The organism is Pseudomonas sp. FP597 (genome assembly GCF_030687435.1).
Classification (GTDB): domain Bacteria; phylum Pseudomonadota; class Gammaproteobacteria; order Pseudomonadales; family Pseudomonadaceae; genus Aquipseudomonas; species Aquipseudomonas lactucae.
In genome coordinates this window covers 3,192,747-3,205,937 of record NZ_CP117432.1, presented here as the reverse complement: position 1 = coordinate 3,205,937, position 13,191 = coordinate 3,192,747, and the positions used below count along the sequence as shown (strand labels likewise).

Sequence of the window (13,191 nt, the reverse complement as noted above, 5' to 3'; positions counted from 1 at the left end):
ACTGGCTTCGCTCAGCAAGGCGTTTTGCTCGGCCCCCAGCGGAAGTCGAACGAAGAAGCACGACCCGCGTCCCGGCTCGCTACTGACGCCGACTTCGCCCCCCATCAGTTCGACCAGGTCCTTGACCAGGGCCAGGCCGATGCCTGTGCCGCTGTAATGGCGCGTGGCGGAATTGTCGATCTGGGAAAACCGCTGGAACAGCAACGGCAGTTCCTCAGGCGCAATGCCGATCCCCGAGTCCTGCACCGCCAGTTCAAATCGCTCGCCATCCAGCGGCGTCACTGCCAGGTGTACGGTGCCGCCAGCGGGCGTGAACTTGATGGCGTTGCTCACCAGGTTGAGCAGAATTTTCTCGAAGTGTCGGGGGTCCAGGAACACCGTGCCGAGCGCGGGATCGATGCTGCAGGTCAAGGTGCACCCCTTGCCCTCGGCCACCATGGCGGCATCCTCGGCCAGCACCCCCACCGCATTGTTCAAGTCGACCAGCGTCGGGCACACCTCGAACTTGCCCGCTTCGGCCTTGGAGAAATCGAGGATGTCGTTGACCCGGTTCATCAAGCGCAGTGCGTTGCGTTGGGCGCGCTCGATTTGCACCCGCCAGTCGGCCGGCACAAGCGTCGCTGCCGACAGCTGTTCCAGGGGGGCGAGAATGAGGGTCAGCGGCGTGCGCAGTTCGTGGCTGACCGTGGCCACGAAATCGCTCTTTGCCTGGTTGGCCGAATCGGCCTGATTGCGCGCCTGGATAAGCTCGATGGCCTGCGCCTCCAGCACCTCGGTCTGGTGATGCAGCGTGTCGGTACGCTCGGCGACCATTCGCTCCAACGAGGCCTGGACCTGCTGTCGTTCGGCCTCGGCCTCGGCCTCCAGCACGCGGATGCGCAGGGCATTCTCCTGGAACACGCGTACCGCGCGGGTCATGATGCCAATCTCATCGCCGCGTTCGACGCTGGCGATCCCGGTGCGCAGGTCGCCGGCCGCCAGCCGGCGCATGACCGAGGCCAGGGCCACGATAGGCTGCGCAACAAATCGCGAGGTGCTCCAGGCGATGGCGCCGGCCAACAGGATGGCGACCGTGCCCGCAATGATCGTCGCAAGCATGCCGCGGTCATTGTGGACCAAGGCATCGGAGCGCGCCTGACCCGCGAAGCGCGCCACCAACAGGCCAGCACTGCGAGCCTCGTTGCGAACCTGGTCGCGCGCGTCGCTCAAGGCATTGCTTGCCTGGCGGAACCTGGCGAATGCCGCTCGGTAGCCGGCAATCTGATCCTTGACCGTCACCGGCGTCGCATTGGCTTGCGTCCCCACGGACGAAGGGAGCACACGCGCAACACGCGAGAGTTCGTCCAGCAGGGTGCCGACAGCGTCGGCGATCTCGGCCGACGGTGACAGGCGAAACGACAAGGTCTGCGCCTCCAGAGTGGCCACGCGTTCGGCGAAACGCTTGGATAACGCCGCGGCATTGTGCAGCAATCCGGTGGCGGCCTGAATGTCGCTTGCGTCATGGGCAACCTGCCCATCCACATCCCCCAACTGTGCTTCGAGACGCTCGGCCACATCCCCGACAGCGGCGAGCTGCCGCAACGCCTCGCCCCCGCGCAGCTTGGGCGCCTCGCCAAGGTGCTCCACCGCCAGGCCGGCCGCAGTGATCGCCGCGGCCAACTGGTCCAGGTTCTCTTTTGCATCCGCCGTTCCCATCACCTCGCGCAATTGTTCGACCACCGGCTGAAGTGCCGCGCAGGCGTTGCGCGCCGCAGTGGCGGCCGTTCCATCACCGCTCAGCAGCATCCTGGCCACATTGGCGGTGATGATCCGCTCGCCGTTGCGCAGCACATCCAGCATGCGGTGGGCACTTTCGATGTTGCTCACCCGAGCCTGGTGTTCAGCCGCACGGGTGTCGAGGTCCTTGAGCCCATCGGCAATGCCTTGTTCGATGAGGGTCGTCGCCTCTCGCATCCGGCTATGGTGGGTGGTCATGTTCTCCGTTTCACCATCCATGGTCAGGGTCGCCGTGCGCAGGGCCGCGATAGCCGAGGCAAGCCGTTCCAGGCTGCCTTTGAGCGATTGCGCCTCTGCCACCGGAATGGCGGTCAGGCCGGCGATAGCCGTCGCCACCATGCCTTCGGCCTGGGACAGGCTTTCCTGGTCGCGCGTGGCAATGAAGTTCTCCACCCGCCCGGTGGCGCCGTTGACCGACGCCAGGATTTCCGCGGAATGACTGGCCGAATCCACCGCGCGCACCATGCCGCGCAGCCCGTAGAGGTTCACGAGCGACACCGCCAGCATCAGGAACACCAGTGCGGCGACCGCCAGGCCGATCTTGACGGCAATGGGCCGGTCCCTGGCGGTTTTGAATGTCAGCATGGCCCTTGCTCCCCAACCGCCACTACTGTTTCTTGACCTCCGGCACAGGCGCCGGCGGCGCCGTATGATTGTTGGCCGCGTCGATCATCGCCACAACGGAAGCCTGGCTGTAGAAAGGATTGGCGGCGCCGCCCACCGGCATCGTGGCAAGCCAGGTGTCCAGGTCTTTGGCATCGATGCGCACCAGTGGCACTTCAACGAACTTCGGTACCCGTTTGCCCGCCAGAATCTGTTGGGCCACCCAAAACCCCACTTGGGAGACGCTTGGCGAAGCGGAAACGGAGACGGTCTCGTAGCCATTGGCCTCGCGTTCCTGTTTCCACAGGGCGAGTTCATCCTGACGGTTGCCCATCACGATGATCGGCAATGGGCGTCCCGCCGCTTTGAACGCCATGGCCGCCCCATAACCGTCGCCCCCTTGGGTCGCAACGGCATCGATGACGGGCAACGACGGCAACGCCAGCGACACCTCCTTGCGTGCAACGGCCCCCGTCCAGTTGCCGTATACGGTCTTGGCGAACCTCAGGCCCGGATAGTCGCTGGCGGCCTTGCGAATGCCGTCGCTGATGTTTTTATCGGTGGCATCACCCGCAATGCCGCGGATCTCCAGCAGCGTTCCGTTGCCTTTGAGGCGCTCGGCGATATAGTCGATTTCCACGCGGCCCATGGCGGACCAGTTGTAGTCCACGGTATAGACGCAGCCTTCGGTGACCTTGCTGGCCATCACCACCACCACGATGCCGGCGTTGCAGGCATCGCGGATCACGCCGTCGAGGGCCGTGTCGGACGCGGCCAGGACAACGATGGCATCGACGCCCTTGACGATCATGTCCTGGATATGAGCCGCCTGTTCCGACGCCGAGTTATTGGCGCTGACCACCGGAGCCTCGCGGATCAAGCCCTCTTGTTGCGCTTGCTGCGCAATTTCCTGCCAGTTGCGCACCATCACTTTGCGAAAATCGCTGCCCGCGTAGGAGTTACTGAAGGCGATGCTATAGCTCGCGGCAGGGCCACCGGCGATACTGCCGTCGGCAGCCTGGGCAGGATTGGCGGCCACCATCACCAGCCCGCTCAGGCAGGCGGCGAAGCGCCACAGGCTCGGCCTGCACGTGCCCACAACCTGTCGATGAAGCCATTGCGGCACTGCCGGACAACATTGAGATCCAGACACATACGGCTCCTTTCCTTGGCGGGCGACAATTGAAACCACGACATGGCTTGCATTTGGCAATGAGCATAGTCTCAATGTGCCAGCTGCGCGCGCGATCATGGCGGATTTCAGTCGATTGTGTGGAACTCGCCAATGTGGGAGGGGCGGTGCGACGACTCGAGTTGCTCCCGGCCGGGCAGACTCATTTACCGCCCGTCACATCCAGGAATGTCCCCGTCACGAAGGATGCCTGTTCGCTGGCCAGCCATAGAATGGCGCGCGCCACTTCCTCCGGCTGACCACCACGGCCCATGGGGATCGAGTCCTTGACGCGATCGACACGCCCCGGCTCGCCGCCGCTGGCATGCATGTCGGTGTAGATGTGCCCTGGGCGAACACAGTTGACGCGTATGCCTTCCCGCGCCACTTCCTTGGCGAACCCGATGGTAAACGTCTCCAAGGCACCTTTCGAGGCTGCATAGTCGACGTATTCGTTGGGGCTGCCGAGGCGCGCCGAGGCCGAAGAGACGTTGATCACCACACCGCCCGGCCCGTTGTGCCGGTAAGCCATGCGCTTCACCGCCTGCTGGGCACAGAGTATCGGCCCGATGGCATTGACCGCGAAAATGCGCTGCATGCGCTCGAAGCCGAGGTCTTCCAGACGTGACTGCGTCTCCAGCACCCCGGCATTATTGACCAGCACGTCGATTCGCCCGAACGTACGGTCGATGGCCGCGAACAAATCGGCGACATGCCGAGGGTCCGCACTGTCGGCGCGCATGGCCAAAGCCTTGCGCCCTAACGCTTGCACCTGCGCCGCCACTGCCAGCGCCGCGGGTTCGTTGGCAACGTAGCTGATCGCCACGTCATAGCCGTTTGCGGCGGCTAACCGGGCGGTTGCCGCCCCCACTCCGCGACTGCCGCCGGTGATCAGAATCAGCGGTACCTGCGAGACATTACCCATTGAAAAGACTCCCTGAGCCGTTGGCCGTGTCAGCCGATGAGAAGCGTGCCGCTGACGATCACGACGCACGCCAGAATCCGGCGGACGGTGAGCGTCTCGCCGAGGAACAGATAGCCGATCAACACCGCAAACAGCACGCTGGTTTCGCGCAAGGCCGATACCGCACCCAACGGCGCTTCGTTCATGGCGTAGATCACCACGCCATAGGCGAGCAAAGAAACGAGCCCACCCACCACGGCGGAGACTGCTCCAGGCCGCACGCAGAACAGGCTGCGGGCGTCGCGCAGGCCGATGTAGACCACCGGCATCAGCACACCCCACAAGGCGCACATCCACACCGTGTAGGCAAGCGGTGCACCGGAGAGCCTGGCGCCGATACCATCGACGACACTGTACGCTGCGATGAAGACGCCCGTGCCCAGCGCGAAAGGCAGGCTGGGAACCGACAGGCTGCGCCCCCTGAAGGCGAGCGAAATAATTCCGCCCGACACCAGCGCAATACCGAGCAACTCGCCCGGAGCGATGCGTTCCCCGGCAAAAGCCGCAGCCCCGAGGGTGATCAGCACTGGCGACGATCCACGCGAAATCGGATAGATCTGCCCCAGGTCGCCGACCCGGTAGCTGCGCACCAGGAACAGGTTGTAGCCGACATGCAACAACCCCGACAGCAACGCATAGCCCCAGCTTTCAGGCGCAGGGCGCACCATGAACGTGGCGGCGAGGACACAGGTAACGGCGATGGCGATGCACATCACCGTCATCGACCATAACCGGTCCGCACCGCCGCGCAGCAGCGCATTCCAACTGGCGTGCAGCAGCGCGGCAAACAGGACGAGAACCACGAGATGAATAGGCATACGCCACTTTAGGCAACCCCGCGCCCGGACGACAGCGAAGTCTCTTCATTGCAGCATGAGCGAATGCTCATGGATCACTGATCTGCTTGTTGGACTTTCAGCGCCTCGCCGACCAACCATCGACGAAAGCGTGCGATGTGCGGCTGCGATTCGATGCCCTTGGGGCACACGAAATAGTAGGCAAGCGGCGACTGGAACTGCACATCGAACAGCCGCACCAGACGGCCATCGCTGATTTCGTTCTCGACATGCCCGCTGCGCACCAACGCCACGCCCTGGCCGAGCAAGGCGGCCTCAACCGTCATGTTGGTATCGCCAAACCTGACGCTTTCCCTGAGCGGCGAAAATGCCAGGCCGACCGCTTCAAACCACACCTCCCATTTCGGCGCCAGCTCGGCGCCATCCCGGATCAGCAGCGGTAAACGCAACAACTCGGTGGGGCTGCCCGGTGTTCCAACGCGCTGCAGCAGCTCGGGACTGGCCACGGGAAACACCTGTTCGCCAAACAGGAACTCCGAGTACAGCCCTGGGTAGTTGCCTTTGCCGAGTCGGATCGCGACATCGGCCTGAGCGTCGGAGAAGTGGATGACTGCGTCCGTGGTATCCAGCGAGACCAGCAGCTCGGGATGCTGGCGAGAAAGACTCGGCAAGCGTGGCAGCAGCCATTTCAGTGCGAAGGAATAGGTGGTGCTGACGCTGAGTCGAACCCGGCCTTTTTGCTCGCGCAGGTCGCCCAAGGTCGCCTCCAGGCTCATGAAAAACTCTCGCACGATGGGCGCCAGCGTAGCCCCCGCTGCCGTGAGGCGTAACGCCCTGCCCCGTTCGAACAACTGCAACCCCCACAGCGCCTCGAGATGCCTGAGCTGGTGGCTGACCGCGCTCTGCGTCACATGCAGCTCCTGCGCCGCAGCGGTAAAGGTCGGGTGCCGCGTGGCGACTTCAAAAGCGCGCAACGTGGCGGTGGGTGGCAGGTCTCTCATAGGCGAGGCGTCCGGCGAGTGGTCGGGAAAAGCGCAGCATGAAGATTGGCTCATGTTAGAGCCAAATTCGTTGGCGATCACCTTCGTCGGCTGAAACACAAGGAATCGGCATGGAGAAGCTTGGGCATCTACACCGCTTTTCGAGACCGCGATGAATCTGTGGCGAGGGGGCTTGCTCCCGATATAGGTGGGTCAGTGACAGATGTATTCATCTGACACCCCTCATCGGGAGCAAGCTCCCTCCCACAGGAAGAAGTTTCAGCTTTTTGAAATTGTAGATATTCATGCACGAAGAAGCCTGTCGTCCTACGGTACAAGGGAATGCACAGTGTTCGCGTATGCCTCCAGCAACCGCGCCAGGTCCTGGTAACAGGCCGCCAAATGATGCGCCCCAAGCCTTTCCATCGACCTTGCCGTACGGCGTGCCTGCACAGCGCCGATCGCCGGGTCATAAGCAAAACGAGCAATCCGCCGGGCGCCGGTTTGTGCGCATTGGACGACGGGCGAACCCGGGGCAATGCGGCTCGCTTTACGCTGTAGCCGGCTCAATTGCTTGCTCAGTTGCAACGACAGGTATCCCACCTGCTCAGCGTGCGGGTTATCCGCGCCAAGCGCACTCTTCAGCGCGACGATCCGGTGTTGTTGCGTTGCCTGCCACTTAAGGTGATCGACAGTGCTCGCCTGGCGAAGTAACCGGCGTGTGTGCTGGTGGAGTGAATCTTTCAAGGCCCGAACGTGTTTAGCCGGATCTTTCGGCAATATCTGAAATGCCAGCAGGCAGATAAGCATGGCAACGATCCAGGCCAGCGCCTGATTGGCGAAGCCGGCGAAATCGTAGAGGGCGGTATCGCCAGTGCTTACCAAGGTGTTGAACCCGATCAGGTAGGCAATTCCTTGCAGACCGTAGCGCGGTTGGCTGGTGGCATGGATTCCGAACGACCAGAACGCCGCCAGTACCAGGAATAACAGAGGGAAACCGTTGATCTGAGGCATCACCAGGAACTTGCACAGCACCGCCGCCAACATGGCATAGAGCGTGCCCCGTATGAAGCCGGCGATACCTTGGGCAGGCGCCGGGGCCGTCGCCAACAGTGTGCAGCATGGGCCCACGACCGCCAGTAGCGTGGGCCCTTGATCCCAACCGCTGACGTACCAGAGTGTGCCGGCGGCCAGCGTGGCGAGCAGTGCCCTGACGCCGTTTCGCACGGCATCGACGTAGTTGCGGTGATACCCCACGGCACGCACGCGCTTTGGGCGAGGCTGATCAAGGCTGGAGAAATTCAACAAGGCCTCACTCAGGTCCGTCAACTGTTCCTCCAGGCGTTCGCTGAACACGTGCGAATGCGCGGATGAGTCAGCAGGTTCACGCGCCCTGCGACACAGTTGCTCCACCGTATCGGCCGCGGCGAGAAAGTCGCCGCGTGTGTCGGGCATCCGCTCGCTCAACTGTCGCAACGCGGTGCTTATTTGAGCCAGCGACGTGGGATCGAAGCCGGAGTGTGGCTCGTCCAGGCGCATGTCGAGTACAACGGATTGCAGATGCGCCAGACCTGCCTGAATCGCCAATTGCCGGGAGCGAATCAGCGCCGACTCCCCGCGTGCGAGTCCCAGTTGGTCGTCCACCTTGGCGATATCCATCGCGAGCGCATGACGTTGCCTCGCCAGCCCCACAGGCTGCTCGCCGGCGAGTTGGGCAGCGAGCAGCCCCACGCTGCGGGCACAGACATCGACAAGCGAGCTTCGAACTTTATGCGCCATCGTTCTGGAGCTGAACAGCGTGACGACCAGGCTCAAGCTCAACACGCCAAGCGCCACCGCCGTGCCCCGCGTGATGAGGTGGTCGAACGCCTGCTCAGGCGCGACGATGGCTGGCCCCAACGCCAGGCACACCGTATAACCCGCCACCACTGCCGCCGTGGCCTGGTAATGGCGCAACACGGTCATTGCACCGACACACAGGCCCAGCCACACGCCGATGCCCAGTATGAACAACAGCATCTGTTGCGCGAACAGCCCTGTCAGCACGAACGCCGCACCCAGGCCGATCAAAGTACCCAGCATCCGGTAGACGCCCTTGCCGCGAACCGCGCCCTGAATCGGCTGCACCAGCAGCAACACGGTAGATGCGCCCGAAAACGGAGCGTCCAGGTGCAGTTGGAAGCCGAGCCACAGCGCCAGACCCGCCGCCACGATACAACGCAGTACGTAGGCGAAGGTGGCGGGTGTCCAGGGTCGGGGAATCGCCGCGAAAAGGCGTGTCGACAGCCGCGTCATCACATTAACGCCTGCAGCCATTGGGTAAGCCGCCAGCGCGGCGCGGCGTTCGGCTGCGTCACTTCGACACTGGCGGTCATGCCCGCCGCCAACGCCACCCCGTCCGGCACCTTGTCCAACTCGATGCGCACAGGTACGCGCTGTGCCAACCGAATCCAACTGAAGGTCGGGCTCACCTGAGGCAAACCGCTGTCGTTGCGCAATTCATTGGTGTCGGCGATCCCCCGGCCCATGCTTGCCACATGCCCTTGCAGCAGTGGGGCAAACCCCATCAGCTTGATCGAGACCGGTGCGCCGATGCGCACCTGCGCCAGCTTGGTCTCCTCAAAATAACCCGTGATCCAGAAACTATGTGCATCGACCACGAACAGATTGGTAGTGCCCGCCTGCGCGTAGTCACCGGGCTGCAGGCGCAGTTGAGTGACATAGCCATCCACCGGCGAACGCACCGTCGTGCGGTCCAGATCCAGTTGCGCCTGGGCCAGTTGGCTGGCTGCCGCGTCCAGGCGCGCCTGGGCCACCGCCAGGTCGCGCGCTGCGTTGTCAATTTCCTCCTGGGCGATGGCGCCGGCCAACAGGGTTCGTCGCTTGAATTGCGCACGGCGTTGCTCGAACACACTGCGCACCTCGGCGAACTCTGCGGCGCGCTGCTGCACGGCCAGTCGATAGGCGCGTGCATCGATGCGGTACAGCAAATCGCCCTTTGCCACCCACTGGTTGTCAGTGGCCGACAACTGATCGATCTGGCCGCAAACCTGCGGCGCAATACGGATGACCTGCACACTCACCCGTGCGTCCCGCGTCCAGGGCGCCAGGACATACGCTCGCCACAGTTGCAGGCAGAACACCAGGGCCAGCGCCCCCAGCGCCAGGGTGGCGACAGGTTTGAGGAGTTTGACGATAGACATGCCCACAGCCTCGCTCAGCAATTGACAACCATCGCCGACACGACGATGAGCGACACAAAAAACCGCGCCAGCGCTGGGTGCCACGCGCCGTCCAGCCAGCGGCGTGCCAGGCGCTCGATGAGGATGTAGACCAAGGCCGATACGCCCAGGTAGATCAACAAGGGAGGAAAGTAGAGGTTGGCAATGGCGATTTCGCTGAGCATGGCAAGTACCGGGTTCGGAGGGTTCGAGCATTCGCCCGCATCCTGAAAGGGGCTTGTTGACGATGCTAAGGAATTACCCGTGCTGCCGATATTGAGTACACTGCCAAAATATAATCAAATCCAGACAACCCTCGATGGCACCCCATGGCCGAACTCCAGCACTTACCCGTCGATCAGTTCGAGTACGACAACCTGTCCCAACCCGCCGTAGCGCTGATGCTCGCCCCCCAGCGCAACGACAGCGAGTCCGCCGTACACACGCACCGCAAAGGGCAACTGGTCGTGGCTTACTGCGGCGGCATCGTGTGTACGGGAGAAGATGGCGTGTGGATGGTACCGTCAGGGTTCGGCGTGTGGATCCCAGGGGGCGTCGCCCATAGCAACCGCGTCACGGCCAACGGGCAAGTGTGTTTTTTGTTCGTCGAACCCGGCGCCGCGTCACTGCCGGATCGCTGCTGCACGCTGGCGCTGTCGCCACTGATCCTCGAGCTCATCCTCCACCTGAGCGGCCAGGCCCAGGATTACCCCGCGAATTCGCGCACTGCGCGGTTGACCAACGTGCTGCTGGAAGAACTTGAACTGGCCCCCACGGAACAGCTTTACCTGCCGTTGCCCGTATCAACCCCACTGCGCACCATCGCCCGGGCGTTGGCACAAGACCCTTCCAACCGCGCCACCATGGCGAGCTGGGCACGGCACGTGGCCATGAGTGAACGTTCGCTGGCCCGCCTGATAAAAGGCGAAACCGGCCTGACCTTCGGCCAGTGGCGCAAGCAATGGCAGATCATTGTCGCGTTGCAAAGCCTGGCCGAGGGGCAGTCGGTGCAGCGAACCGCCGAGACGCTCGGCTATGAGTCAGTCAGTTCGTTCATCAGCATGTTTCGCAAGACACTGGGCACCTCGCCAGCGCGCTACCTGCGCGAAACCACACGACGCCAGCCTTGATTTAGCTACAATCCCATAGGTTTTTCGCCAAGGTAGCGCTGTATGGATATCGCATTATTTCGCGGGCGTTTTACGCGCTTGAACAAACGCCTGCGCCAGGAAGCACAGAATCATCCCGAGACGTGGTCACAGATGCTGGTGTTGAGTGCCATCGATCAAATGGACGGCATGGCAACGCCGTCGAAAATCGCCGAAGCAGAAAACATCCGCTCGTCCAACCTCGCCGCCCTATTGAAGGATCTCGAAGCGCGCGACTTGATCACCCGGACACCGGACACCGAGGATCGCCGGCGCACCTGGATCGGCCTGTCCGACCAAGGCTGCCGCGTATTGCAGGCAAGCCGCAAGCGCCGTGATGAATGGCTGGCTGAAGCCGTCGACGCCTGCCTGACAGCCACTGAACGCAGGCAGCTGGAGGCCGCCGGGCTGCTGATGGACAAGCTCAGCCAGTACGGCCGCTACGAAGAGCGCTGAACGCGCCCGGCCTCGGCCAGTTGTTCGCACATCCGGTCGGCCGTGGCGTGGGTACGCTCGAACTGCAACGGCGTCGCGGTGATGTGACCGGCGAGATTTTCCGCGGTTTCCGTGCCCGGCTCATCAGGCCGTGGGTGGCGCTGCAATTGAAGCCAATGGTATTCCAGGCCGCGTGGGTCGTTCTCCGAGCGCACCGACACCCCGTCCAAACGCCCCCTGCCCTGGCGGGTTATTTTCAGCGGACGTACGGCACCCGGCGCGCAACTCGGAAAATTGACGTTCAGGCAAACGTCCTGCGGCCAGTCCAGCGCCATCAGTTGCTCAACCGTGTACGCACCGTGGTTGAGGGCGTTTTCCCAAGGCACGGCGGTGCGGTCGGTAAACGCCTGGCTCAGTGCGATAGACGGGATACCGAACAGCAACCCGGTCATCGCCGCGCCGACGGTGCCCGAGAACACCGTTTCGGTGCCCAGGTTCGCGCCACGATTGACGCCGGATAAAATCAGGTCCGGCTTGTCATGGTTGAGCAGATGCCCCAGCGCCACGGCAATGCAATCGCCCGGCGTGCCGGTCACCGCAAACCGGCGGGTGCCGTGGTAGCTCAGCCGCAGAGGAGCGTGCAGGCTCAATGAATGAGAGGTGCCGCTTTGATCAAGCAAGGGCGCGACGACCCAGACTTCATTCGCCAGTTGGCAGGCGATGCGTTCCAGCACCTTGAGCCCGGGCGCATCGATGCCGTCGTCATTGGTCAGAAGAATTCGCTCGAATCGATGATCACCGTTCGCCATGGCCGTGCCCCGTCAATGCAGGCGCTCGGATGAGCACCGTCGACGGCATAATTACCTATATTTAAATAGTTATCCAGCCATAGATATAAACCCGAAAACCACGGCGAAAACTACAGCGGAAACTCCGCCCGGATCAAGGTGCCCCCCTCGGCGCGGTTACTGGCGGTAATGGCTCCGCCATGGGCCTGGCAGATCGCACGGGCAATGGACAAGCCCAGCCCGCTGCCGCCCGAATAACGCGCCCTGGAGCGCTCCGCCCGCCAGAAGCGGTCAAATACGCTGTCCAGGTGCTGTGCCTCGATCCCTGGACCACGGTCACCGATTTCAATCACCACGCGGTCTTCGACCCGAAGCGCCATCACGCTTAATTCGCCACCCCCCGCCGCGTAACGCAACAGGTTGTCCACCAGGATATTGATCACCTGGCCCAGGCGATCACGATCGGCATGCAGGCGAAACCCATCGGCAATACTGACTTGCGTGCGCACGCCGGCCTCATCCAGTTGCGGCTGGAACCAGGCCAGCCGTTCGGCGATCAGGACCGCCAGGGGAAAATCGCTGCGCTCCAGCACCAGTCGGCCGGCACGGGCCATCGACAGCAGGTGCAGGTCATCCACCAGTTTGCGCAGCTGATCGAGCTGACGCTTGACCATGCCCAGCTGTGCGGCATCGCTGGGGAACACCTCATCGAGCATGCCCTGCACCCGGCCCATGGCGGCGTTCAATGGCGTGCGCAATTCGTGGGCGATGACCGCGCTGGACTCGCGCACATCGCGCTCGTAGCGCTCCAGTTGGGTGGTCATGCTGTTGAAGTCGCTGATCAGCCGCTGCATCTCGTCGGGTGCGTCGCGGTGAACAGGCAGGCGTGTCAGGAAATCACCGCCGGCGACCCGCCGTGCGCCCTGGGCAATCGCCGAGAACTGGCTGGACAAGGGGCGCGAAAACCACAAGCCACAGACGATGATGATCGGGATGGCCGCCAGCACCAGGCACGCCAGAATCAGCCAGTCGCGATTGGCGATGTCCGGCTGGAAGAATTCCACCGGATAGTATTCGGCAACCAGTTGGCGCAGGCGTTTTTCGTTGAGCTGCGGCTCGGCGCGCAACTGCAGCAACTCCTCGCGCGCCGCCGGCGGCAGGTGCTGCAAAAAGTAGCGGTCCGACAGCCTGAAGTTGATCCACATGCAGATAGCGATCACCACCACCGCGCCAATCGCCAACAGGCTCATGCGCATGCCGACCCAGCGCCACAAGGGTTTGTCGTTGATCCGTGATTTCTCAAGCATG

The 13,191-nt window shown here is 63.0% G+C and carries 11 protein-coding genes and 1 pseudogene; 2 read left to right on the top strand and 10 right to left on the bottom strand.

Features of this window, described 5'->3' with window-relative positions; translation table 11 throughout:
* Positions 1-96 precede the first annotated feature (96 nt).
* The 8 genes and pseudogenes from PSH66_RS30160 to PSH66_RS14805 form a co-directional block, all read right to left on the bottom strand.
* Positions 97-990: pseudogene (locus PSH66_RS30160) on the bottom strand (ATP-binding protein); the annotation flags it as partial.
* Positions 991-2,383: 1,393 nt separating this feature from the next.
* Positions 2,384-3,421, bottom strand: coding sequence for a substrate-binding domain-containing protein (locus PSH66_RS14835; RefSeq protein WP_318278529.1), 1,038 nt, complete (start codon positions 3,419-3,421; stop codon positions 2,384-2,386).
* A gap of 292 nt (positions 3,422-3,713) precedes the next feature.
* Positions 3,714-4,475, bottom strand: coding sequence for an SDR family oxidoreductase (locus PSH66_RS14830; RefSeq protein ID WP_305429527.1), 762 nt, complete (start codon positions 4,473-4,475; stop codon positions 3,714-3,716).
* Between the two features lie 29 nt (positions 4,476-4,504).
* Positions 4,505-5,332 (bottom strand): DMT family transporter, encoded by an 828-nt coding sequence (locus tag PSH66_RS14825; RefSeq protein ID WP_003173785.1) that lies wholly within the window; start codon positions 5,330-5,332, stop codon positions 4,505-4,507.
* 74 nt (positions 5,333-5,406) lie between these two features.
* Entirely contained in the window at positions 5,407-6,312 is a 906-nt protein-coding gene (gcvA, locus tag PSH66_RS14820; protein ID WP_042944638.1) for a transcriptional regulator GcvA, read from the bottom strand.
* Positions 6,313-6,618: 306 nt separating this feature from the next.
* Complete coding sequence (locus PSH66_RS14815; protein WP_305429526.1) at positions 6,619-8,586, bottom strand: FUSC family protein; 1,968 nt, start codon at positions 8,584-8,586, stop codon at positions 6,619-6,621.
* On the bottom strand, positions 8,586-9,494 hold the full coding sequence (locus tag PSH66_RS14810) for an HlyD family secretion protein (protein WP_305429525.1): 909 nt from the start codon (positions 9,492-9,494) through the stop codon (positions 8,586-8,588). The genes PSH66_RS14815 and PSH66_RS14810 overlap by 1 nt, the downstream gene beginning before the upstream one ends.
* Positions 9,495-9,508: 14 nt before the next feature.
* Positions 9,509-9,697, bottom strand: a complete 189-nt coding sequence (locus PSH66_RS14805; RefSeq protein WP_003173781.1) for a DUF1656 domain-containing protein — start codon at positions 9,695-9,697, stop codon at positions 9,509-9,511.
* Between the two features lie 144 nt (positions 9,698-9,841).
* Here PSH66_RS14805 and PSH66_RS14800 point away from each other — a divergent pair, with 144 nt between their 5' ends.
* Both PSH66_RS14800 and PSH66_RS14795 read left to right on the top strand, forming a co-directional pair.
* The gene (locus PSH66_RS14800; protein ID WP_305429524.1) at positions 9,842-10,642 is read left to right on the top strand and encodes a helix-turn-helix domain-containing protein; all 801 of its coding nucleotides are present in this window, start codon (positions 9,842-9,844) and stop codon (positions 10,640-10,642) included.
* A gap of 42 nt (positions 10,643-10,684) precedes the next feature.
* Positions 10,685-11,116 carry a MarR family winged helix-turn-helix transcriptional regulator gene (locus tag PSH66_RS14795; protein WP_305429523.1) on the top strand — a complete coding sequence of 144 codons (432 nt, stop codon included), beginning with the start codon at positions 10,685-10,687 and terminating at the stop codon, positions 11,114-11,116.
* Here the strand turns inward: PSH66_RS14795 and surE are convergent.
* Positions 11,101-11,904, bottom strand: coding sequence for a 5'/3'-nucleotidase SurE (surE, locus tag PSH66_RS14790; protein ID WP_305429522.1), 804 nt, complete (start codon positions 11,902-11,904; stop codon positions 11,101-11,103). The genes PSH66_RS14795 and surE overlap by 16 nt on opposite strands.
* Before the next feature lie 110 nt (positions 11,905-12,014).
* Positions 12,015-13,190 carry a cell wall metabolism sensor histidine kinase WalK gene (locus PSH66_RS14785; RefSeq protein WP_305429521.1) on the bottom strand — a complete coding sequence of 392 codons (1,176 nt, stop codon included), beginning with the start codon at positions 13,188-13,190 and terminating at the stop codon, positions 12,015-12,017.
* Position 13,191: the final 1 nt, after the last annotated feature.

Coding starts and splice junctions, on each gene's coding strand:
- PSH66_RS14835 (WP_318278529.1), bottom strand. CDS start 3,421: ATGGTGGCCGCCAATCCTGCCCAGGCTGCCGACGGCAGTATCGCCGGT.
- PSH66_RS14830 (WP_305429527.1), bottom strand. CDS start 4,475: ATGGGTAATGTCTCGCAGGTACCGCTGATTCTGATCACCGGCGGCAGT.
- PSH66_RS14825 (WP_003173785.1), bottom strand. CDS start 5,332: ATGCCTATTCATCTCGTGGTTCTCGTCCTGTTTGCCGCGCTGCTGCAC.
- gcvA (WP_042944638.1), bottom strand. CDS start 6,312: ATGAGAGACCTGCCACCCACCGCCACGTTGCGCGCTTTTGAAGTCGCC.
- PSH66_RS14815 (WP_305429526.1), bottom strand. CDS start 8,586: ATGACGCGGCTGTCGACACGCCTTTTCGCGGCGATTCCCCGACCCTGG.
- PSH66_RS14810 (WP_305429525.1), bottom strand. CDS start 9,494: ATGTCTATCGTCAAACTCCTCAAACCTGTCGCCACCCTGGCGCTGGGG.
- PSH66_RS14805 (WP_003173781.1), bottom strand. CDS start 9,697: ATGCTCAGCGAAATCGCCATTGCCAACCTCTACTTTCCTCCCTTGTTG.
- PSH66_RS14800 (WP_305429524.1), top strand. CDS start 9,842: ATGGCCGAACTCCAGCACTTACCCGTCGATCAGTTCGAGTACGACAAC.
- PSH66_RS14795 (WP_305429523.1), top strand. CDS start 10,685: ATGGATATCGCATTATTTCGCGGGCGTTTTACGCGCTTGAACAAACGC.
- surE (WP_305429522.1), bottom strand. CDS start 11,904: ATGGCGAACGGTGATCATCGATTCGAGCGAATTCTTCTGACCAATGAC.
- PSH66_RS14785 (WP_305429521.1), bottom strand. CDS start 13,190: ATGCTTGAGAAATCACGGATCAACGACAAACCCTTGTGGCGCTGGGTC.